The sequence below is a fragment of the Streptomyces sp. NPDC047049 genome (assembly GCF_040643995.1).
In the GTDB taxonomy this organism is placed as follows: domain Bacteria; phylum Actinomycetota; class Actinomycetes; order Streptomycetales; family Streptomycetaceae; genus Streptomyces; species Streptomyces mooreae.
In genome coordinates, this window is record NZ_JBEYVM010000004.1 from 304,744 (window position 1) to 325,476 (window position 20,733).

20 protein-coding genes and 1 pseudogene are annotated in these 20,733 nt (G+C 69.0%); 17 read left to right on the forward strand and 4 right to left on the reverse strand.

The features are described 5' to 3' along the window. Positions 1-24: 24 nt before the first annotated feature. The 3 genes from ABZ851_RS12830 to ABZ851_RS12840 all read left to right on the forward strand — a co-directional run bounded on the left by ABZ851_RS12830 (position 25) and on the right by ABZ851_RS12840 (position 2,339). Positions 25-150 (forward strand): hypothetical protein, encoded by a 126-nt coding sequence (locus ABZ851_RS12830; protein ID WP_361125421.1) that lies wholly within the window; start codon positions 25-27, stop codon positions 148-150. 321 nt (positions 151-471) lie between these two features. Continuing rightward, a complete protein-coding gene (locus ABZ851_RS12835) occupies positions 472-672 on the forward strand; it encodes a hypothetical protein (protein ID WP_361125423.1) in 201 nt (66 codons plus the stop codon). Positions 673-1,118: 446 nt separating this feature from the next. Then, positions 1,119-2,339, forward strand: a complete 1,221-nt coding sequence (locus ABZ851_RS12840) for a hypothetical protein (protein ID WP_361125425.1) — start codon at positions 1,119-1,121, stop codon at positions 2,337-2,339. Positions 2,340-3,212: 873 nt separating this feature from the next. Here the strand turns inward: ABZ851_RS12840 and ABZ851_RS12845 are convergent. Continuing rightward, the gene (locus tag ABZ851_RS12845) at positions 3,213-4,058 is read right to left on the reverse strand and encodes a ferredoxin (RefSeq protein ID WP_361125427.1); all 846 of its coding nucleotides are present in this window, start codon (positions 4,056-4,058) and stop codon (positions 3,213-3,215) included. A 153-nt stretch (positions 4,059-4,211) separates the two neighbouring features. Here ABZ851_RS12845 and ABZ851_RS12850 point away from each other — a divergent pair, with 153 nt between their 5' ends. Further along, on the forward strand, positions 4,212-4,814 hold the full coding sequence (locus tag ABZ851_RS12850) for a TetR/AcrR family transcriptional regulator (protein ID WP_361125429.1): 603 nt from the start codon (positions 4,212-4,214) through the stop codon (positions 4,812-4,814). A gap of 96 nt (positions 4,815-4,910) precedes the next feature. Here the strand turns inward: ABZ851_RS12850 and ABZ851_RS12855 are convergent. Beyond that, positions 4,911-6,852, reverse strand: a pseudogene (locus ABZ851_RS12855) (Tn3 family transposase). Positions 6,853-7,143: 291 nt separating this feature from the next. On the opposite strand from ABZ851_RS12855, the gene ABZ851_RS12860 reads away from it, so the two are divergent. The 7 genes from ABZ851_RS12860 to ABZ851_RS12890 all read left to right on the forward strand — a co-directional run bounded on the left by ABZ851_RS12860 (position 7,144) and on the right by ABZ851_RS12890 (position 13,891). Then, positions 7,144-7,440 carry a hypothetical protein gene (locus ABZ851_RS12860; protein WP_361125431.1) on the forward strand — a complete coding sequence of 99 codons (297 nt, stop codon included), beginning with the start codon at positions 7,144-7,146 and terminating at the stop codon, positions 7,438-7,440. A gap of 1,154 nt (positions 7,441-8,594) precedes the next feature. Continuing rightward, positions 8,595-9,350, forward strand: coding sequence for a hypothetical protein (locus tag ABZ851_RS12865; protein ID WP_361125433.1), 756 nt, complete (start codon positions 8,595-8,597; stop codon positions 9,348-9,350). 360 nt (positions 9,351-9,710) lie between these two features. Beyond that, complete coding sequence (locus ABZ851_RS12870) at positions 9,711-10,271, forward strand: RNA polymerase sigma factor (RefSeq protein WP_361125435.1); 561 nt, start codon at positions 9,711-9,713, stop codon at positions 10,269-10,271. Then, a complete protein-coding gene (locus tag ABZ851_RS12875; protein ID WP_361125437.1) occupies positions 10,268-11,092 on the forward strand; it encodes a zf-HC2 domain-containing protein in 825 nt (274 codons plus the stop codon). Before ABZ851_RS12870 ends, ABZ851_RS12875 begins: the two co-directional genes overlap by 4 nt. A 32-nt stretch (positions 11,093-11,124) precedes the next feature. Continuing rightward, on the forward strand, positions 11,125-11,934 hold the full coding sequence (locus tag ABZ851_RS12880; protein WP_361125439.1) for an ABC transporter ATP-binding protein: 810 nt from the start codon (positions 11,125-11,127) through the stop codon (positions 11,932-11,934). Next, positions 11,931-13,328 (forward strand): hypothetical protein, encoded by a 1,398-nt coding sequence (locus tag ABZ851_RS12885; protein ID WP_361125441.1) that lies wholly within the window; start codon positions 11,931-11,933, stop codon positions 13,326-13,328. The genes ABZ851_RS12880 and ABZ851_RS12885 overlap by 4 nt, the downstream gene beginning before the upstream one ends. Further along, a complete protein-coding gene (locus ABZ851_RS12890) occupies positions 13,325-13,891 on the forward strand; it encodes a hypothetical protein (RefSeq protein ID WP_208679798.1) in 567 nt (188 codons plus the stop codon). Before ABZ851_RS12885 ends, ABZ851_RS12890 begins: the two co-directional genes overlap by 4 nt. Before the next feature lie 128 nt (positions 13,892-14,019). Here ABZ851_RS12890 and ABZ851_RS12895 read toward each other — a convergent pair whose 3' ends face one another. Further along, a complete protein-coding gene (locus ABZ851_RS12895; protein ID WP_361125443.1) occupies positions 14,020-14,463 on the reverse strand; it encodes a hypothetical protein in 444 nt (147 codons plus the stop codon). A 59-nt stretch (positions 14,464-14,522) separates the two neighbouring features. Between ABZ851_RS12895 and ABZ851_RS12900 the strand changes: the two genes are divergently transcribed. The 3 genes from ABZ851_RS12900 (at position 14,523) to ABZ851_RS12910 (ending at position 16,906) form a co-directional block, all read left to right on the forward strand. Beyond that, positions 14,523-14,870, forward strand: coding sequence for a PadR family transcriptional regulator (locus ABZ851_RS12900; RefSeq protein ID WP_361125445.1), 348 nt, complete (start codon positions 14,523-14,525; stop codon positions 14,868-14,870). Next, positions 14,867-15,571 (forward strand): hypothetical protein, encoded by a 705-nt coding sequence (locus ABZ851_RS12905; RefSeq protein ID WP_361125447.1) that lies wholly within the window; start codon positions 14,867-14,869, stop codon positions 15,569-15,571. The genes ABZ851_RS12900 and ABZ851_RS12905 overlap by 4 nt, the downstream gene beginning before the upstream one ends. Before the next feature lie 588 nt (positions 15,572-16,159). Next, positions 16,160-16,906, forward strand: coding sequence for a hypothetical protein (locus ABZ851_RS12910; protein ID WP_361125449.1), 747 nt, complete (start codon positions 16,160-16,162; stop codon positions 16,904-16,906). A 96-nt stretch (positions 16,907-17,002) separates the two neighbouring features. Here the strand turns inward: ABZ851_RS12910 and ABZ851_RS12915 are convergent, their stop codons facing one another. Continuing rightward, positions 17,003-17,392 carry a tryptophan 7-halogenase gene (locus ABZ851_RS12915; protein WP_361125451.1) on the reverse strand — a complete coding sequence of 130 codons (390 nt, stop codon included), beginning with the start codon at positions 17,390-17,392 and terminating at the stop codon, positions 17,003-17,005. A gap of 51 nt (positions 17,393-17,443) precedes the next feature. Between ABZ851_RS12915 and ABZ851_RS12920 the strand changes: the two genes are divergently transcribed. The 3 genes from ABZ851_RS12920 to ABZ851_RS12930 all read left to right on the forward strand — a co-directional run bounded on the left by ABZ851_RS12920 (position 17,444) and on the right by ABZ851_RS12930 (position 20,716). Further along, positions 17,444-18,628: a glutamate--cysteine ligase gene (locus ABZ851_RS12920; protein WP_361125453.1), complete on the forward strand. Its 1,185-nt coding sequence runs from the start codon at positions 17,444-17,446 to the stop codon at positions 18,626-18,628. A 455-nt stretch (positions 18,629-19,083) separates the two neighbouring features. Further along, positions 19,084-19,674, forward strand: a complete 591-nt coding sequence (locus ABZ851_RS12925; RefSeq protein WP_361125455.1) for an isochorismatase family protein — start codon at positions 19,084-19,086, stop codon at positions 19,672-19,674. A gap of 727 nt (positions 19,675-20,401) precedes the next feature. Further along, positions 20,402-20,716 (forward strand): type II toxin-antitoxin system Phd/YefM family antitoxin, encoded by a 315-nt coding sequence (locus ABZ851_RS12930; protein WP_361125457.1) that lies wholly within the window; start codon positions 20,402-20,404, stop codon positions 20,714-20,716. The last annotated feature ends 17 nt before the right edge of the window (positions 20,717-20,733 follow it).

The window sequence follows — 20,733 nt, forward strand, 5'->3', positions numbered from 1 at the left end:
AGGGCGGCGGCGAGGTGTGCGAGCATGCCGCCGCTCCCGCGGCGCTGGTTCCGCGACTTCGAGGCGTTCGCCGACCTGCTGGAGGAGTGGAGCCGTGTCCTCACCGAAGCGGCCCGACGGGGGTGGGGCGTCGTGGGGCTGAGCGAGTAGGACGAGCTCCGGTCGCTGTCGCCAACACGGTGCCCTCAAGGGCACAGCCCACGACTTGCGGTCGCGGAGGTTGTTACCTCTCCACCATGTGGCCAGCGAGCCGCCATTACACAGCGTCGGGACCCTGACGGCATGACGGATTCGAAAGATTCCGCCGGAGCACACCAGGCACGTCCGGTAGCGGTTTTATGAGCTGCTCATGAAATCCGTGTTGACGCATCCTTTGTGCCAGTGGCGGCCGCTTCCTCCACGGTGGCCCCGGCCATCTGACCCGCCTCGGGGCCGGAGAAAACTGCCCACCCCTACCTATAGAGGAGAAGCATGTCCAGGAAGAATCTTGTGAAGAAGAGCCTCACCGCGGCGATGCTGTGCGGCACGGTGGCCGGTGCGGGCCTCGCTTTCCCGGCGACCGCGTCGGCGGAGCCGTGGACGTCGGCCGCCTGGGTGGCCGCCCACGCCACGGCAGAGCCGGCGCCGGGCCCCGAATCGGTCGACCGATTCCTCCGTCTGCCCGCATCGTGATGCCCCTGTCGCTCTGGTACCGAACTCCACGCCGCGCGACATATCAACCGACATTTGACGGACATTGACGCTCTGGATGGCCTGCTTGCCAATCGTTCCCTCTCCTCATGCCGGGCGGCTGGCACGCGGAGAGGGCTCCCGGGCCAGTGCTCAAGAGCGCAGGTCACCGGAAGATACGAGGACCAAAATCATGACCCCTGAGACGACCCCTCAGAGGCCAGGGCCGCGAACGACCGTCGCGGCGCCGGCAGTCCCGGTGACGGCGCTGGGCATCGTGCAACAAGCGGCAGCCCCCATTTCACCGGATGCATAACCGTCTGCTGCGCGGCCGCCTCAGCGTCAGGTGGTCGCGCTGCCGGAAACGCGAAGAAGAGACGAAAGGTAAACAACTCGTGCTCACTCAACAAGTCCCGCGAAATGCGATGCGAAGGATACCTGCGTTCCTTGTGGCCGCAGTCACCGTACCGCTGTCACTGCTGGCCGCCCCACCGGCTCATGCAGCCGACCCCTCGTGTGACAAGAGTTCCAAAACCGGATGCATCACCCTCAAGTCCCTTCCCCCCGAAACCTCCCCGCCTGCAGATCCGAATTCGCCCCTCAGCGCGAATGGTCCCGTCGATCTGCAGAATGACGGCTCATCGGACAGCAATGACCTCATCGGGCGGACTACCGGTACGGTGGCAAGCAATCAGTGGAGCTTCAAGCCCAACCCCAACAACGACGGCAGCTTCCAAATCTCCAATAACACCCCCGGCAAGAGCGGCTGCGTCGCAATGCAGGGAGACGGCTACCTCGCCTTGTCGAACATCTGCGATGCCAACGACAAGAAACAGCTGTTCTACGCCCAACCGGTCACCGACACCGTGGCCGACACCTACCTGATTCGGCGCGTCGAAGACGACACATGCATCACGCTGAAGGGCCCCGACAGCGCGCGGCAAGACGGTAAAGCCTTCCCGATGGGGTCCGTTACCTGCGCACAAGGAGCGGGCAAAGGGAATGCATTCGCCGGTGAGAAGTGGACCGCGACTGCGGCCCCCGGTGACGGCGCAAGCGGCCCGACCGTCATTGATATGGCGACCCAGTACGCCCTGACCCAGCACAACAAGGGGTCCGGCGTCATCACGGGGAGTTCGTACACCATCACCGACAGCTCCAAGCCCGCCCAACTCGGGCCCTACAAACTCGTTTCCACCTCGAATGACAAGGACGGGGCCTCCCCCGTCTGCACGAACTCCAGCGGGGCTACCGGCGGCAACATGAGCTGCTCCATGAACTGGTCGCAGGCCACAGCGGACGCGATCAGCCAATCGGAGACCCTCGGCGTCAATCTCACGCTCGGACCGGCTAAGAGCCCCCTGCAGACCGCCGCCCAGGCCGGATACCAGCGCACCTGGACCGAGAGTCAGACCACCACTGAGACATCGGGCACCAGCGTCAGCATGGACGTTCCGCCCGGCCAGACAGCGTGGCTGGCGCGCGCCCTCGCCCTCAAGACGACCGCCGGCGACTGGGCATTCAGCAACGAGGTCGGGTCGACATGGACGCACCACATGACCGTCAGTTTGCCGGTCGAGGGCGTCGACAACGCCCACAGCGTCATCAAGAAATGCACCACGGACTCCACGGACCCCGCGTGCACTGCCACCAAGCCCGCTGGGCAGTAGTCGGCCGGAGCGAGCCGCCCGTGAAAAGCAAGCACAGTCATCTGTGGCCGACGAATGCCGCAACGGCTCCTTGCCCATCCATACGAGCGGCGCACTGAAGTCGAGCTGAAGAAGCTGGTCGTACCTCATGGGCACATGCTCTGTGGCTCAGCGGGCTGATTGATCCCGGCTGCCTCGCACATAGAGGCAGCCGGGATCGGTGTGTGCGAGAAGCCTGTCCGAAACGTCGAGGCGGCCCGCCATCTGGATCTGACGGCACGAGGAACTGCCACGCCCGCCCGGCGAGGCCGTCGAGTACACCGACCGGGCCGCCCTCGAGCCATCTCGGCCGCGAGCACCCAATCCGCGGTACTCGGCTACGCCGTGGTCGGGGGCTTTGGGGCAGCCGTGGTCGCCGCGGTGACGGCTGTGGCCGCAGGCTCGATCCTGGCCATGATCGCCGGCATCGGGTGTGAGTAGTTGGCGTACAGAAAGTGCCGCCGAGATTGATCTTGCTGGAGTTGGTCTACTTCGTCGGAGCCTGACGGGGTACGGCGCCGGCGCGTAGTCCGCGGAGGTCCGGGATGTGGTTGTAGAGGGTGCCGGGGGAGACGCCCAGCAGCTTGGCGATCGAGGTGATCGAGCGGCCGGGGTCGGGCAGCAGGTCGCGGGCGGCGCGGATGACTTCCTCAGAGGTTTCTTGAAGATCGTCACGCGGGTGGGGTCGTACCGGTCGGCGTGGTGGCCCCCGGGATGGCTTCAGCGGTGCCGCGTGCCTGCCAACTGCCGACTCCGGCAGCGCCTGGCAACGCGGGAACCGTCCGACCGCCCACACCTCACGCTCCACTCGGACGGGTTTGCGTCAGCGCCGCGAACCCGTGCGAGTGGAGCGTGCTACTCGTCCGCCAGGTCGCGCTGCAGGCGGGCGACCAGCGCCTGCAGCCGCCGGCGCATGTCGCCCGGTTCGAGCGTCGGGCTCATCGTGCCGTGGGCGGGAACGACCCGTGCGAAATTGAAGCCGTCGAGCCGCTGGAGTGAGCCGACCTGGGCGGGCCAGGAGTACCAGCACACGGACGGTTCTGCGCTGAGGTCATGACGATAGGGGTCCCAGCCGAGCGAGTCGCCGGTGAACAGGGTGCCGTCGTCATTCAGGTACATAACGTGTCCCTCGGTGTGCCCGGGGGTGGGGATCGCCAGCACGTCGGCGGCAACCTCGCAGGTCTCGGCACTTCTCAGGATCCGGCCTGCGAACGGGGCAGCGTCAGCGTCGGCGGCATGGATGACCACTTCAGAGCCGAATGCATCGGCATAGCGCTCGGCGTCGCCGACGTCGTCGCGGTGCGTCAGCAAGATCGCCGTGATTCCACCGAGCGATTCCATCCAGGCGCAGAGCGACGGGGTGAAGCGCGGCGCGTCGACGAGGAGGTTGCCCTCGGTGCGCTGCACGAGGAAGGCGTTGCCGCCTGCGGTTTTGGGCGAGTTCGAGCCCGTCCGCCAGGTGCCGGGTGTGATCTCCAAGGGGTGGTGTCGCCGCCACGTCACGCCGGATTCGGTGCCGATCGACCGGGACGGGCACACCTCGGCAGCGAGCTGTGCCTGCAGGATCTCGCCTTCGGTGGCCGGCTGGCGGGTCATGACGAAATGCTCGCCGTCGGTTGCCGGCCCGAACAGCGTCGGCGCGAGCGAGACCGAACCTCCGCAGCCGATACAGCGGTCGTCGACGAACCAGTCTCCGGCCACGTTCTCAGGGTGACGCCGGTCTCCGCGGGCCATCGCCGTTCCTCCTCTGAGCAAAGGTCACCTGGGGGACGAACGTATCACCTAATGGAACATTGATGTTCCATTAATGATCAGTGATGTAACTTATTGGAGTCCGGTAGTACAGTGACCAGCATGAAGGAGCCTGGATCCGAGGCGGCAGGAGCACGAACGCGCAGTCGTACCCGCCGCGCCATCCTCAGCGCGGCCGCCTCTGTGCTCGGCCGTGACTATCACGCCACGCTGGCGGATATCGCAGACGCCGCCGGCGTCGGCCGCACGACACTGCACCGCTACTTCTCCGACCGCACCGGGCTCATCAGCGCAGCCATCGAGGACTCCATCGCAGCGATCGATGAGTCGGTGGCCGGCGCGGCCATCGACCAGGGCTCCCCCATCGAGGCGATGCGCAGGCTGGTCACGGCGATGGTGGCGGTCGGCGAGCGGCTGGTATTCCTGTTCGGCGATCCACGCGTTCTGGAAGGCCGCGGCGCAGCAAAGACACCGGAGCCTCTCGATGACCCGGTGCTCACTCTCATCAAGCGCGGGCAAGCCGAAGGCGCCTTCGACCCGGACGTCGCTCCCGCCTGGATCCAACGTGTGCTCTGGTCGCTGGTGTACACCGGGTACCAGGACGCCGAGGCCTGTGGGCTGCCGAGGCACGGCATCGTCTCCACTGTCATCCGCACGCTCGAAAACGGTATCCATACGTCGAATCCGGAACACCGTCAGGCATGAGCCGCGAGCTCAGCCATCCAACAGGTCAGAATGATGGGCGCCCCACGTCCGAAGAGGCCGAGAGTGATCCGGCGGCGAGTCCAGGTGCAGTCCTCGTCAGCCTTCGTCGTCCGCGTCGTCCTCGAAGGCATCCGGGTCCCGGAGGGGACGCAGGCCCTGGCCGGGGCCGCTGGCTGTGATGTTGAACAGGTAGCGGCCCAGGAAGTTGATGTGCCGGTCCTTGAGCGGGGAGAGGCGGGCGAGGTCCTCGTCCTTGATGTCGTGGCCCTCGGTGCGGAGCTGGGCGACGACGGCGTCCAGGTAGCGGGTGTTCCACAGGACCACGGCGTCGAGGACCAGGCCGAGGGCGGCGAGCTGGTCCTCCTGGCCCTCGCGGTACGCCTGGCGGATCTGGCCGCGGCCGCCGTGGCAGATCGCGCGGCCGACCGATGGCGCGACTCCTGCACGTCAGCTGCCGGTTCATCAGCCGGCGGTAGGTGTCGTCGACCGGGTCGACCAGAGCGAGCAGGTGCATGGTCTTGTCGATGCGCCCGTACTCGGCGAACGAGGCACCCAGCGGGGTCGGGTGGCCCTCGCGGCCGAACATCCGCAGCAGGTCGTAGGCCCGGACCTGGTTCGTGATGAGCGACCCGGCGACGCGGAGCATGTCCGGCCAGTGCGTGGCGATCCGCTTGAGGTTCACCTTGTTGCAGGCGACGGCCTCCAACGGCCCGTATCCGGCCGCCGGCGCCTCACGGTCGGGCAGGTCAGCACGCCAGAACCGCTGATCCGAGAGGTCGCGGAAGCGCGGAGCGAAGCGGAAGCCGAGCATCTTGTACAGGCCGAAGGGCATGTCGGAGTACGAGGCGTTGTCCGTCGCGACTATCTTGGGGCGCACGCCGCCGTCGAGGTTGAGCAGGGTGAACAGGCTGTCGCGCGGGGTACCGCGCACGACCATCGCGCCGCTCCCCGCGACCTGGTCATTGACGGCATTTAGCCAGGTCAGTCCCCGCTTGTATCCGTAATATTTGGGCGAGGGAGCGGTGTTGATGCTCTTGACGGGGACGACGAAGCGCAGCCCGTCGACAGAGGCAAGCAGCCCACCGCCCCATATCTGGGCCAGCTCGATACGGGACTGCGCGGTGATCAGCGCGGCGTTCGCTGCGGCGATAGTGTCCGCGCGCAGGTGGTTCTGATCCACGTGGGACAGCCGCGAGCGGGTCAGTGCCTTGTTGGTGTGGGTGGCGTCGATGACCGGGGTCAGGCCGATGTTGCAGCTCTCCGCCACCAGCAGTGCCACCAGGGAGACGAGCAGCCCCTCCATGCGGGTGGGCCGGTCGGACACGTGCTTGAAGGAGTCCAGAAAGCCGGTCCAGGAGTGGACCTCGAACAACAGGTCCGGCAGATCGACCCTGGGAAGCATCGCCTCCGTGGTCTGCTTCAGCCAGGTCAGCGACTCCGGCTCACCCACCGCACCCAACTTGTCCACCGACACCTTGGCCCGGCCGCCACCCTCCGCCGCCTCGGCCGACCCGTCGTCCTCCGGCACCAGGGCCTCCACCGCCGTGACCGCCCCGGCCACCGCCCGGTGCCGGCGCAGCCACGTCACCGCGTGGTTGAACAGCGCCACCGGCCCCTCGGCGTGCGTCCATGCCCGCCCGTACAGGAAGGCCCGGAACTCCCGCCCCCACTTCCGGTCGCCGAAGTCGCGGTACTGGAACCGATCCTGGATCTCCCACGCATGCTCGTACGGCGGCCTGCGCCGTTCCGCGTACCGCTTCACGCACGAGGTTTCCTCGATGCCGAGCTGCCCGGCCAGGTACTCCACGACCTCCCACGGCACCGCCAGCGGATCGTCCCCGAGGAACCGGCCGATGTAACGGACCGTCCCGATCTGCACCGCCATGCCCAGCCGGTGCCCGCCCGAGCGACGCAGCGCGATCAGATCACGGTCCGCGTCGTCCAGGAAGAAGAAGCGCTCCAGCTCCGGACGCGTGGGCACCCCGGTGAAGGCGCCGTACGCCTCCGCCTGTTCGTCAGTCAAAAACTCCACCGGCACGAGCGGACTGTAGCCAGCCACAGAGTCCGCCTTGCGGGCCTTCATCGAACTCCTGCGGAGCCCCCGGCCGGTGTGCTGGCCGGACCGTGATCAATCTCAGCGGCACTTCCTGTACCGCAACTACTCACACCCGGACATGAGGACCCCCGAGGCATTGCACGAAGCCCCCCTGGCGACCGGGCTGGTGTTGGTCAGCGGCTTCCTGGTCTCCCGGAGTGGGGCCGCTTGCCCTGACTGCAGCACCGACCGCGCTCACGGTGTCGCGCTGTTGCCTTTGTCGAACAGCGGGACATGCTGCGGATTGAGGTCGGCGCGGATCCGATGGACGGGGACCGGATGTCGCCACTGACCGGCGTCGACGGCCGTGTCGCCGCTGACCTCACCACGAGGTCCGCCCCTACCGAGTCAGACCATGCCCGCGGCCGCGATCAGGGCCAGGATCTGCTGATGGTCGAGGACGAGCGGGGTTCGCGTACGGCGCGCGAAATGTGGCCGGTGATCGCCGAGGGCCGCCGCTCGGTACCCTTCCCACCAGAAGCCGAACGCGGTGACACCGCCCCTGCTTCGCTTGCCGCTGGTGACAGGTAGCGCGCCGCATCGGTGACCGCCACCATGCTTTGTCCTACCGAAGCCGCAGGCCAGCGGATGCCGATGGTGACAACTATGGTGCTTCGGCACACGTGTGACCAAGCGCTTCGGTTGGCGAGTGAGCGCATGAGTCGGCGACCGGATCGTGCGGTGTCTCAACCGACGCCGATTTCGAATGCTCCTGGTACAAGCCGGTGCGGCGCTGAAGGCGTGCTCAGGGAGTCAGCAGCTGACCCAGCTGAGCCCCGCCACGTAGATCGGGTTGCCGGCAGAAGCCCAGACCTCCCGGTACTGAGTCGAGCCCTTCGGGCCCACTCCTGCAGAGTGCACGTACCCGCCGGACATCAGCTGGGCTGTTAGCCTCGGACACCTGCCGTCCGCCTTGTCATCCGTCACGTCGGCCCACGCCCACGTCTTGTTGTCGCAGTACCGGATCCAGGCGTGCCCCTCGCTACGGCTCGAATAGAACGCCTCCCCGCACACGGAGGCCGTGGAAGGCGCGCCTACCGGCGCCGCTGTCGCCGAGCTGCTCAGTGCCGTAACCGCGAAGAGCACAGCGCCGGTCATCGACGCCCACTTTCTTAGCCGCATGGAAACGAGTCCCTTCGTCAGGTCGTCCGGCGGATTCACCGGCCCACCCAGCTTGCTGGCGCTCAGTTGCAGGACAGACCCAATGACCGGAACTCGCGGCCCGAAAGACCGGCGGTGCAATCTTGACAGCAACGAGCCGCCTCCGGCTGACGTGTGACTGTCAGAGGCACACAGCGCGATCCCGGCACACCCGGCGCCCGTGGCGCGCCGGCCTCCGCTGACCGGACCGGTGGCCAGCGGGGAGAGCTGGGCGCCGCCCTCGCACGGCCGCAGTTCCAGAGCACCCAGACGTCGTACTGTGGCTCGGTGGGGAACGTATTTGGTGGTGGGGAACAGAGTCTGCCCCTGTCCCATGGCGGCACGGAGGCGTTCATCGACGTGCTGATGCTGGCGGTATCCGATCTCGCTGGTGACATGTGGGACCACCGCTTCGCGGCTCTTCTGTCACGGCAGGACCAGAACGTGATGGGGCGAGGGGCTGTCGGATTCGACCTCGCACAGTGGTCCGCAGGTCCACCAGCGGCTGGCGGGTGCGCAGCTCGAAGAGGGACGGGGAGCGGCAGATGCCACGGGATGAGCAGGTCGCGGCGACGCGCGAGGCGCTGCTGCAGGCCGCTGAGCGGCTCTTCGCCGAGCGGGGCGTCCACGCGGTGACCCGCCTGGAAGGGCAGAACTGGCGCACCCCTCAGTCGACCGGGGGCGACCTCACCTACTGGGCCCCCGCACTCGCGGTGGCCCACGGCAGGCTCTACTACGCCGTCACCGGCACGAACAAGAAGCTGTACTGGAACACCTTCAACGAGGCGACGTCCTCCTGGAACTCCTCGGCGACGTTCGACGGTTCGGACTCGGACCTGGCGCCTGCTTTGGCGCCGGAATATTCGGGGCGCCTGTGGATGACGCGTGTCGGCACAGACGGGCGCCTCTATCTCAACACGCATGACGGCACAGAGTGGAGCCGGCGGTACAACAACAACCTGCGATGGTCGGTGGACAGCCCCGTCGCGATGACCCCCTACAACGGTCACCTGTGGCGGATCGCCCGGGGCATGGATCACAGGGTGTACACGAGCACCTCGCCCGGCGGCGCCGAGTGGACGGACCGAGGCCACCCCAGCAATTGGAAAACCGCACACCGGCCCGCCCTCGCTGTGCACGACAACAAGATGTGGCTCTTCCTCCGCGGAACGGACGGCCGCCTGTGGGCGTCGTCCTACCAGACGAGCTGGGGCGCGATCTCCCGTATCGAAGGCAGCCTGATGGACGAGCCGACAGCAGCCTCGCATGACGGCAAGCTGTACGTGATGTACCGCCGCTGAGTCGACCCCGGGCCGCACGAAGTCACACGCCCCCGCCCCTGTCGAGCAGAGGGGCGTGGGCGTGCCATCGTGGCCACGGCCTCGCCTGTCTGCCTCGAACCCGATCGCTTTCCCGAAGGCCGACCCCCCGGACGGCATCGCCACGGGAAATGTCCGCATGAGCAACTCCTGTACTCCGGCTCTCCGCTTGCGAGCACGCGGAGCAGGGGAGCGGTCACGACACATGCACTACGGCCGACGCGCAGCACACGGCACGGGGGCTCCCGCGACGGACCAGCTCGTACACCTTGGCCCGCGAGGGCTGTGACTCAGTTCACAGTAGATCCAGAACCTGCGCGCCGCACCGGGCGTCTGGCTGGTGTGAGATCACGCAGGAGAGCACTGGACGAACTGGACGAGGAACGCCTTGTCCGGCTGGTGGCCAGAGGTGACCGCGGGGCGTTCGACGAGTTGTACCGGCGCACCTCGCCGTGGCTGGCGGTGCGGTTGCGCCGCCGCTGCGCGGACGAGCAGATCGTCGCCGAGGTCATGCAGGAGACCTACCTGGCGGTGTGGCGCGCGGCCGACGCGTTCGCCGGGAGCGCGGTCGGCGGGACGGCCGTCGGGTGGCTGTGGACGATCGCGGCGCGTCGCCTCGTCGACGCGTTCCGGCGCCGTGCCCACCACGCCGAACCGCCGGTCGCCGCTGCTGAGCGGGCGGTGGTGCCCGCGGCGGAGGAAGAGGCACTCGCCGGGACCGTCGGCGGCGACGTCGGCGACGCCCTGCGGCGGCTGGCGCCGGAACTCCGAGAAGTGCTACGGGCCACGGTGCTCGACGGGCTCTCCATCCGGGAGACCGCCATCCTGCTCAGACTGCCCGAAGGCACGGTCAAGACCCGCGCCCGCCGGGCCCGGATCGCGATGCGGGAGGCGCTGACATGAGCGGGGAACACGCGTCGAGGCAGTTGATCGACGACTACGCACGTGGTGACGCGACGATGGCCGCGGACACGGTATGGGCGTTGGAGGCCCATCTGGAGACCTGCGCGTTGTGCCGGAGCCACCTGGCGGCCTGTGTGGCCACCGAGGCGCCCGGTATCGCCGCGCTCGTCGACACCGTCCGGGCCGGTCTGGAACCGCAGTTGGATGCGGCCGTCAGGGCGCCCTCGCGGCGACACCGCCCGAGGTGGGTCGCTGCCTGGCTGACGCCGGTTATGGCCCCGTGGTTGGTCATGACCGTCCTCGTCACCCTGATGGCGCTGCTGCTGGACGCAGTGGCGCCCCCCATGTTCCTCGGCGGCGTCTCTCCCGTGGTGGCGATCGCACCCGTGCTGCCGCTGTGCGGTGTCGCCGCATCGTGGTCGCGCGGCCTGGACCCGGCGCACGAACTGACGGCCTCGACCGCCCGAGCCGGCCTGCCCCTGCTCCTCCGGCGCACCGCGGCGGTTCTCGTGGTGGTCCTGCCCGCGCTCGTGGTGGAGGGATGGCTGACCGGAACGATGTCGGCAGCGCAGTGGCTGCTGCCCTCCCTGGCCTTCACCTCCACCGCCCTGGCGCTGGGCAGCGTGGTCGGCGTGACCCGCGCCGCCACCGGGCTGGTGGGCGCCTGGGGTGTCGTCGTGGTACTCGCGTGGGCCACCGACCACGGCCCCGTGGACCTGGAGCGTGTCCTACAGCCGGACCAACTGCCCGCGTGGGGGCTGTTCTTGGCGCTCGGCATCGGCGCCGTGATCGCCCGCAGAAACGTGTACTCAACGCTGTGAAACCATCGTCGACCCTCGCAAGGGACTACCGCATGACGCCCACTACGAGCGCAGCCGACACCGCGCCGAAAACCTATGCCGGGCAGATCCGGGCCAGTGGCCTGAGAGTACGCGTCGGACGGAAGAAGATGGCCGTCGACGGCCTGGACCTCTCCCTGGACGTCGGCACCCACGGCCTTCTGGGGCCCAACGGCGCGGGAAAGACCACCCTGATCCGGACGCTGGCCACCGTGCTGCGCCCCACCGAGGGCGAACTGGAGCTGCTCGGCACCTCCCTGGGCAGGATGGTCGACCACCGGGCCCTGCGTCGCCGGATCGGCTACCTGCCGCAGGACTTCGGCTACTACAAGCGCTTCACGGTGCGCGAGTTCGTCGAGTACATGGCCTGGTTGAAGGAGGTCCCGAAGGCGGACGTCCCCGCGGCCGTCCAGCGAGCGGTGGAACGGGTGGGCCTGGCGGACCGCGCCGACCATCGGATGAAGACCCTGTCCGGCGGCATGGTGCGGCGGGCCGGCATCGCCCAGGCCATTGTCAACGACCCCGCGGTGCTGCTGCTGGACGAGCCGACGGCCGGCCTGGACCCGGCGCAGCGACTGCGCTTTCGCGAGCTGCTCCAGGAACTGGGCCGCGACACCTGTGTGGTCGTCTCCACCCACCTGGTCGAGGACGTCGCGGCGGCCTGCTCCGACGTGGTGCTCTTCGCCGACGGCCGCCTCGTCTTCCAGGGCACGCCGGACGACCTGGCCGCGGCGGGCAGCACCGACTTCCCGGGCGACAGCCCCCTGGAGCGTGGCTACTCGGCGCTGCTCCGCAACTCCGGGCAGCGGGGAGGCGCCTGGTGACCGGACGTGTTCTGCGCATCGAGCTGAAGCGCTCCGTCGCCCCGTGGCCCGGCATCGTCGTCCTGGGCGGCAGCCTGGCGATCTTCTGTCTGTACGACGGGCTCTGGTGGAGGGGCACCGCGGGGTGGACGGCCCAGTGGACCTCCATGGCCCTGTGGACCCGGTCCCTGCTGACCTTTTTGTGGCCGCTCGCGGTGGGCACGGGAGCGGTCTACGGGCTGCGCGAACCCCGCTCGCGGATGGCCGAACTGCTGACGACCGTGCCGCGGCCGGCCTGGCGCCGTGCGGCGCTGCCGGCCGGTGCGATGGCGCTCGCGCTGGCGTCGGGCTTCGGCCTCCTGGTCCTCGTGGGCGGGGTCCAGGTGGCCCTCGGCCGGACCACCTACACGCCGCTCGATTGGCTGCCGATCTCACTCGTGGCGGCGCTGGCCCTCGTCGCGGGGGCCGTGTTCGGCATGGGCGTCGCGCGAGCCCTGCCCTCCGTGCTCACCCCGCCGGGCCTGGTCTTGTTCTTCCTCATGCTGACGGCCCTTCTACGGCAGAACAGTGACGAGACACTGCCGTCGAGCGTCGCGCCGAACCGGCTCGCCCAGCTGCTCCCGGTGACCGCGGAGCCGCGGGAGATGCTGCTGACCCTGTCCGGCTCCGTGCACCTCGGTCAGACGCTCTGGCTGCTCGGCCTGCTCGCCACCGGCTTCGCACTGCTGTCGGCCGTGACCCGCCGGGCCCGGCTGCTCGCGGTGATCCCAGTCCTGGCCGGTGCGGCCCTGGCCCTGCTGGTCCTCCCGGTCGCTGCACGCGACACCTACGTCGTCGACAAGGCCGCCGCCGCCCTGGTCTGCGACGGACCGGTGTGTGTGACGCAGGCGAATCGCGCACGCCTGCCCGAGTTCGCACGACGCGGCAAGGAGGCGCTGCGCGTGCTGCACGAGGTCCTGGGTGACAAGGCGCCGAACGCGGTGCGGGAGGACACCAGGCTGCGCGCGATCGCCGGCAAACGCGAACCCTCCGGCGATGTGGTGCTGGTCGATTTCGACGACCGGCTGCTCGCCGATGCGACGGGTGAGAAACTGACCCGCGCGCTGATCGCCCAGGGTCTGGCACCCAGCTGCTACGGGAACAACGATTGGGAGGGCGGGGGGCAAGGCAACGTCCCTGTCCAGAGCGTCGCCGTGAGCTGGGCCCTGCACGATTCCCGGCTCCGACCGCTGGCGGAGAGGGGCAGCGACGCGTACTTGCGCACGATCTGGCCGGACGCCGAGGTCGCCTGGCAGAGGCTGATGGCGCTGTCACCGGCCGAGCAGCGCTCGCGGATCGCCGAACTGCACACCGCCGCCCTCTCCTGCCCGGCGGACCACCAGCTTGCGGTGCTGGCGGGGAAGGCGACGCGATGAGGTGGCTGATCCTGCACGCCCGTTCACGGCAGGTGCCCGCCTCGGCCGCCGCGGTCGCGCTCGTCGCCCTGGCGGTGTGGGCCCTCCACGGCCCAGGACCGGTGGATCAGGCGATGGCGGTCCTGCTCCTCACCGCGAACGTGGCGGCCGCTTCCGTCGGGCTCGGTGGGTGGGACGTCGTGCTGGAGAGGACGGCCGCGATCCGGTGGATGCCCCGCCGGGCGGCGCACGTGCTGCTGGCCGGCGCGTGCGCCGGTGCGGCGCTGCTGACGGTCCAGGCGGCGGGAGTGAAGCTCGCCCCCGCCGAGGTCGTCGTCCGGGACAGCGCGGGCCTGGTCGGCCTGGCCGCGCTCGGGGCGGCGCTGTGCGGGGCACAGTTCGCATGGACCCTGCCGACCGGCTGGCTCGCGTTCACCCTCTTCGGACCGCCTCCGGGCGGCACCGCGGGGGAAGTGGTCATGTGGATGATCTATTCCCCTGCCACGACGGCGTCCACCGGGACCGCGTGGGCGCTGTTCGCGATCGGCACCGTGGTGTACGCCATCGCAGGACCAAGACGGTAACGGACCCGCCCCGCGCCGAGCGCTTCAGCCGGCGAAGCTCGCCGACTGAAGCGCTCAGTCAGCGCGACGACGCCCGAGCACCGCGCAACCGCCGCCCCGCGTCAGGGGTGGCGGGCCGGCCGCGCGCGTCAGGCATGCTGCGGGATCTCGTCCTTTTCAGACGCCCTGATCTGCTCCCGCAGTAGTTCCCCCACAGGCGGAGGTGAGCCGACCCCGGCAGGGTCATGGTGGGCGTAACCCACGTCGTACGGGTCGGCGTGCGTCACGGCGGCGGTGACATGCTCCAGGGCGCGGGCCGGATCGTGCAGGCTCAAGGCGGCTGACGCCGCGGCCTGGTGGTTCTCGCCCGCGTTGGCCCAGTACGGCGACGGCAGGTCGGCGCCGGCGGGGGCGCTGTTGCCGTGGGCGGCCAGTGCGTCGTCGATTGCCCGGTATGCGGCGGCCGGCTCACCCGCGAGCGAGTGCGCACGAGTGAGCCGGATGTGGGGGATGGAGCCTCCGCCAACTTGAACTCGCAGGTCAAGGGACTGTTGTGCCGGTCTCTTGGGGTGCTCACGCTGTCGTTGACGCACGCTACCTTGCACTGCACTAGCTTGCAGAGCAAGACTCATGCTGTGTAAGGTACTGCCTCATGGAAGAGACATCCACCCCCCGTGCTCAGTGGCTGCGAGGGGTGCTGGACATGTGCCTGCTGGCCCTGATGGCAGAGTCCTCGGTCTACGGCTACGAGCTGACCGTCCGGCTGGCCGAGGCCGGGCTGGAGGTCGCTGACGGATCGATCTACCCGGCGCTGGCGCGCTTGCGTAAGCGCAAACTGGTCGAGGTGGAGCGCCGCAGCGGGGACGGCGGGCCCGCCCGCACCTACTACCGGCCCAGTGAAGCAGGCATGGAGACACTCCGGTCGTGGAGCCACGACTGGAACCAACTCGCCACGAGCATCGGCTCCATCATCAACCAGAACGCAAGGAAAGAATCATGACGCTGACCGTCGAGAACGCGACCCGCCAGGCCAAGCAGACCTGGTCCCGCCTGGGAGTCGACAAGGCTGCGGCCGAGGAGATGGCGGAGGAGCTGAGCGCGGACCTGGTCGCCGCCGACCTCGACGGCCGGTCGGTCGCCGACTACATAGGCGGTGACATCGAGGCGCTGGCGACCTCCTGGGCGATGGAACGTGATCTGCTGCCCGTGCAGCACCGGCGCCTTAAGGAGACCGCTGCCGCGGCGGCCAAGGGCGCCGCCCTGCCCGCCCTGCTCGCCGTGCTCCTGTGCTGGGTGTCCTGGTCCCATCTCCTGGACCCCTGCGCCGGCTGGGGGACAGGGCCCGACGGGGAGGTGCTCGGCTGCCGCAGCACCCTCGACGCCTGGTGGATGTGGGCGGGCTGGGCGCTGTGCGCCGCCACCGCCTACTGGCTGGTCCTGCGCAGCGTGTCACGCCGCCTCGAACACCACCTGGCGGCCGGACGCGACGCCACCCGGCGGGCGCTGCTCAGGACGCTGCCGCTCATCGTGGTGGCAGCCGCACTGGTCGGCGGCGGCATCGGACTTCTCGGCGCCATCGTCTTCGGGCAACTCGGTATCCTCGCCTTCCCCGTGGCACTCGCGGCCATGCCCGCCGCAGTCGCGGCCGGCACCGCCTGGATCCGGCACCGCACGTGCCGGCCGGTTGACACGATCAGCTGAACCCATGCCATGGACGCCGGGCGCCCCGGCCGGGCCGAGCGCCTGCCCCACACGGCAGGCGCTCGGCCCGACGTACGCGGCATCCGGTGAACTCGGGGCGTGACAGTGCGCAGTACAGGGCGTGGCAGGTGCCGGGGCCGCCGTAGCCGTCGCGGATCACGGTGCCGACGCTGACGGCGGCCGCCGCCCCGCGGCGCCCGCTGAGCCCCCCGACCTGCGCGCCGCCTTAGACCGTGTCCTACATGTTCTAAAGTGCCTGTTTTCGATCCCCGGTGCGGGGGCGAGTTCCGTGTCGAGTCGCGGAACCCGCGTGTCTCGTCTGAACCTCAGGTGAACATCCACCCCGTGCGCGAACCAGCGCTTCGGCGGCTACTGCCTCCGACTCGGCGAGCACGGCCTCAAGCGCTGGTAACACACCGCCGTCGGTTTTGTGCTCGGTGGCGGCCGTCGCGAGCCCTGGCCACCGTCTCCGCACAACTGACCTGTGCCCCTTATGACTTGGGGAACTGCGGGCTACTATGCAGCACTTCGATACATGGCCGCGTCGGGAATACGGGGGGTTGTGGAGCGATGAGGCGGGGCAGAGTCGTGCGTACAGTGGTGGGGCTGGGCATCGCCGCTTCGGTGATCGCGGGAACCGCCTCCTGCTCCGACGACAAGGGCGACCGGAAGGCGACGTCTCCGAAGCGCTCCGACGGGACCACGAACTCATCGCCCACACCGGCACACTCCTCGCCCGCTCCGGCCGACCCCCTGCTCGACGACGGCGTCCCCACGAGCGACGGGCTCATCGCGGCGCTGCCGAAGAAGGGGGAACTGCCCGCCGGATGGGTCAAGTCCGGGGAACATTCCGTTGGTTGGCGGGACGCCGCCGACGCCGTCAAGGAGGGCGAGGACGCGGCCGCGTGCGGGGCCACTGCGCTGGAGGCCACGGACCTCAACGGCTCCGAGGACCTGGTGGGCTCCAGCGTCGGGAACGAGGACAAGGGCGACGGCGCCGACTTCTCCCTCAAGGTCCTGATGGACTCGGACAACCTGGATGCCGAGCTCACCGAACCGGACCGCGTCAAACTCGTGACGGAGAACATGACCCGGGCGCGGGCCTTATGGTCGTGTTTCTCCCCCGAGGAGTCCGGCATCGGCGACGACAGCCTGAGCTACGACACGGACCGATTCACAAACGTCCGTATGCAGGTCGGCCCTGTGGAGGTCTTCGTCCACACGCCCCGCTCGGGCGACAGCCCGTCGGCCGAGGACTGGGCGCGCGTACTGGAGCAGCGCATCCGCTCGGTGCTCGCGGGCCAGGCCCCGACCGCCCGAATCGCGGTGCAGTAGCCGCCGGATCAGGAGTTGCCGGCCGGGCCGCCTCCCGCGACACTGCGAGGAGCTCACCGCCTGACGGCCGGCATCGTCAAAACGGGGGGATCTCGCTCACCCGCCCTCCTCCCTGGTTTCCTCCTGGACGAGCGCACCCTGGTCCTGGGCGTGCTTGAGCAGGAGGTGGTCGAACTGCGAGCGGATGGCCTGGAAGCTGTAGGGGGATGGTCGGCCCGGTTCGTCGAAGCCAGGGGCCATGCCTGCCCGCTCCAGCCGTAGAAGGCTCCGGTCTTGCGGACGAAGCGGATGCTCGACCAGGTGGCGGGCGTCCATGGCGTCAAGGATCGGCAGGAGAGAGGGCAGCAGGGACTCGCTGATGTGGTAGCGGGGGAAGCGGTCGCGTTCCAGCAGCCGCACGTCGAAACCCTGCCGTGCCAGGAGCGTGGCCGCGGTCGAGCCTGCCGGGCCCCCGCCGGCGATCAGGAGCTGTGTCTGCTCGCGCACGTGCCCTCCACGGGGAAGCCGGGGGATTGCTCTCTGTGACAGAATGATTACATGCCTTATGGGGAGCATCGAGGGCCGATCCGAAAAGACGCCCGCCCGGTCGGCACCGATGCCGCGCCCACGGCCGCGTGGGGCACCGAGCGGTTGACGTTGGGGGCAGAGGAGGAATACCTGCTGGTCGACCCGGTTTCCCGGGAGATCAGCCCGGAGTCCGAGAAGGTGGTGGCCGATGCCGCCGCCGAGCTCGGCGACCAGGTCACCATGGAGATCACGCGCTACCAGGTCGAGGTGCGGACCGACCCGCACACCAGTCTCGCTGAGTTCGCCGACCAAATCCGGTCGATGAGGGCGACGGTGGCACGAGCCGCCGCGCGCCACGGGCTGGGCATCGTCTCCAGCGGCACGCCCGTCCTGGGGCAGTTACTACCACCGCCGTTCACCGAGGAGTCCCGCTACGCGCAGAGCATCGCGACATTCGGTGCCCTGGACGACGAACAGAGCGTCTGCGCCTGCCACTTGCACGTCGGGATTCCGGACCTGGACCAGGCACTGCGGGTCAGCAACCACCTGCGGAACTGGCTTCCGGTCCTCATCACATTGTCGGCCAATTCGCCGTACTGGCAGGGGCGCGACACCCGGTACGCGAGCTGGCGCACGATGACGTGGGCCCGCTGGCCGGCCGCCGGCCCTCCGCCGTATTTCGAGTCGCGGGCCCACTTCGACGACCTCGTTGCCGATCTGACCGCGACCGGAACCATCATGGACCGCGGAGGGTTGTACTGGGACATCAGACCCTCCCATCACGTGCCCACCGTGGAGGTGAGAGTCGCCGACGCCGCGTCCACCGCCCAGGACACCGTCCTGCTCGCCGCAATCGTCAAAGCGCTGGTCGCCACCGCCCTGACCGACACCGAGCCCGCCTTCCGTCCGCGACCGGGGTTACTGCGTGCCGCCTGTTGGCGCGCGGCACGCGACGGACTGGCAGGCAAGGGCATCGATCTGCACACCCGACGCCTTGTCCCCGCCACCACTCTCGTGGGCAGGCTACTGGTACAGCTGCGGCCCGCCCTGTCGCGCCACGGTGATCTGGACTTGGTCCGCGCGGGCTGGGCGCGCCTGCGGGCCGAGGGTAACGGGGCCGACCGTCAGCGTGCCGCATACCGAAACCGCGGGAGCCTCGGTGACGTCGTCGATCACCTGCTCAAGGCCACCGCCGAGGTGGAGGGGCACAACTGATCAACGGTCAGCCTCCGGGCACCGCCTCGGCTGCCCGCTGGGGTCAACCGGCGGAATGCGTTGAGCTGGCGTCATATGGCGTTGCACGGCTGATCGTTCCCGGGCATCTCGAGATCACCTCCCGCTGTGCAGGTCAGCACGTGTCGCTCTGCCTGGCTGACCAGCGACTTCCGCTGCTGCGCCGTCCACTCGGCTCTGTTGTTGCCGGCTCTGGCGGCTGGCCGCCGCACTTGGCAGCGTTGCCTTTCGGTCGAATCACCATGATCCGCGTGCCCCGACCGGTCACTCCGTCAGATCGTCCGGAGGGCGACGAGCTGGCCGAACTCGTGCGGCAGAGAGGACCAAGCGCGTGCCGACCGGGCTGGTCGGGTGAATGACGGGGCCCCGTGGTGCGCCGGTTCATAGCGGATGGGCAGGGATATGGGCATGGGTTCCTGCGAGGAAAGGGTGGAGCTGTGCGCCGTGCTCTGATCGTCGTCGATGTGCAGAAGGACTTCTGTGAGGGCGGCAGTGTTCCGGTGAAGGGCGGTGCGGACAGGGGCGCCGCCATCGCCGATCTGGCTGGGCGCGCTGACGGGAGTTACGCGTATATCGTCGCCACCCGCGACCACCACATCGACCCGGGGGCCCACTTCTCCGAGCACCCGGACTTCGACAACTCCTTCCCCGTGCACTGCGTCGTCGGCAGCGAGGGAAGCGAGTTCCATCCGAACTTCGCGCCCGCTGTCGTCTCCGGGTCCGTCGACGAGGTTTTCTACAAGGGGGCGCACTCCGCCTCGAAGAGCGGTTTCGAGGGTTCGGCCCAGGACGGCACGTCGCTGGCCGACTGGCTGCGTGCCCGCGACGTCAGCGATCTCGACGTCGTGGGCATCGCCACCGACCATTGCGTCAAGGCCACCGCACTGGACGGCGTACGAGCGGGCTTCGCGGTACGGGTCCTGCTCGACTACACCGCCGGCGTTGCCGCCGACACGACCAGCGCTGCAATCAGCGAGCTGCGTCGCGCAGGTGTGACGCTGAGCGGCGAGCCGGTCGTCCTCGCCTGAAACAGCTGCCAAATCTGCTGGGTGACCGGCAGGTCCCTCGCGGCCGCGTGAGCCGTTGCCGAAGGCGGGGGAGCGAAGGTAAGCGCAAAAGGGGCAGCGAGATGACCTCGAAGCCCGTGCTGGGCCCGGATCCGCTGGGGATCCGGGCCCAGCTCTGTCGTGTACTCCGCGGCCTACGCTGCGATGCGGCTGGCTGACGGGCCGGTGTCGGTGAACGACAGCGGGCTCACCACGCGCCCGCGCGTGAAGACCTCACGCAGAGCCCGTGTGGCTCGCATACCTGATTGGTCCCTGGGGGCAGGGAGGCACGCAGGGACCGACCGGGTCCCAGGACGAGCCGGGCCCGGGGCGCACGCGGCAAGCGGGAACGCCCAGGACGCCGGCGGGACGGGCCGGTGCATGTCACCCGCCCCGACGACCCGCTCGTGCCCGCCTACACCGCCCCTGATTTCGAACACGTTCCGGGGGTGAGGGCAGAGCTGATCGACTGGCGCCTCCGGTGCGTCGACGGGCAGGCACCGGCCTGGCCGGAACTCCGTGCGGGGCCGTTGGAGCGCGGCGCTCCGCCGCACCGGACCCGCCAGGATCCAGTGCGACCGGAAGACTCTTCGTCTCACGCATCTCTCACAAACGAGAGCGCACGGGAGCACGCGAGAACCTCTGACCTGGACATTCGCTGTCGCCACGGACCACGGTAGACCAGGTAAACATTACGTAGGCTAGCAGCATGGCCTACGAAATTCCGGTGACGCAAGCACGAGCGGAGCTGGCGGATCTGATCAACCGCGTCGTCTACGGCGGCGAGCGGGTGGTCGTCACCCGTCACGGCAAGCCGCTGGTGGCGTTGGTGTCCGCCGCTGACCTGCAGCTACTTGAAAAGCTGGGGCAGCGTGACGAGGGTGCGGAGGAGGAGCAGGTGATCAGCACGGTCTCGTCCGTGCGGCACCTCCCGTCTGCTCCGGGCGAACGGCGGCGCTTCGGTATCGCGGCAGAACACCGCGACCCGGCTGCCGGGGACCGGCGGCCGGGTCGCGAGAGCTGACGGTTCAGCGACTGCTG

What these genes read in the sequence shown, in the direction of transcription:
- ABZ851_RS12900 (WP_361125445.1), top strand. Translation starts at nt 14,523, where the DNA reads ATGGAAGAGACATCCACCCCCCGTGCTCAGTGGCTGCGAGGGGTGCTG.
- ABZ851_RS12880 (WP_361125439.1), top strand. Translation starts at nt 11,125, where the DNA reads ATGACGCCCACTACGAGCGCAGCCGACACCGCGCCGAAAACCTATGCC.
- ABZ851_RS12920 (WP_361125453.1), top strand. Translation starts at nt 17,444, where the DNA reads ATGCCTTATGGGGAGCATCGAGGGCCGATCCGAAAAGACGCCCGCCCG.
- ABZ851_RS12875 (WP_361125437.1), top strand. Translation starts at nt 10,268, where the DNA reads ATGAGCGGGGAACACGCGTCGAGGCAGTTGATCGACGACTACGCACGT.
- ABZ851_RS12860 (WP_361125431.1), top strand. Translation starts at nt 7,144, where the DNA reads ATGCTGCGGATTGAGGTCGGCGCGGATCCGATGGACGGGGACCGGATG.
- ABZ851_RS12850 (WP_361125429.1), top strand. Translation starts at nt 4,212, where the DNA reads ATGAAGGAGCCTGGATCCGAGGCGGCAGGAGCACGAACGCGCAGTCGT.
- ABZ851_RS12890 (WP_208679798.1), top strand. Translation starts at nt 13,325, where the DNA reads ATGAGGTGGCTGATCCTGCACGCCCGTTCACGGCAGGTGCCCGCCTCG.
- ABZ851_RS12835 (WP_361125423.1), top strand. Translation starts at nt 472, where the DNA reads ATGTCCAGGAAGAATCTTGTGAAGAAGAGCCTCACCGCGGCGATGCTG.
- ABZ851_RS12865 (WP_361125433.1), top strand. Translation starts at nt 8,595, where the DNA reads ATGCCACGGGATGAGCAGGTCGCGGCGACGCGCGAGGCGCTGCTGCAG.
- ABZ851_RS12930 (WP_361125457.1), top strand. Translation starts at nt 20,402, where the DNA reads ATGGCCTACGAAATTCCGGTGACGCAAGCACGAGCGGAGCTGGCGGAT.
- ABZ851_RS12905 (WP_361125447.1), top strand. Translation starts at nt 14,867, where the DNA reads ATGACGCTGACCGTCGAGAACGCGACCCGCCAGGCCAAGCAGACCTGG.
- ABZ851_RS12830 (WP_361125421.1), top strand. Translation starts at nt 25, where the DNA reads ATGCCGCCGCTCCCGCGGCGCTGGTTCCGCGACTTCGAGGCGTTCGCC.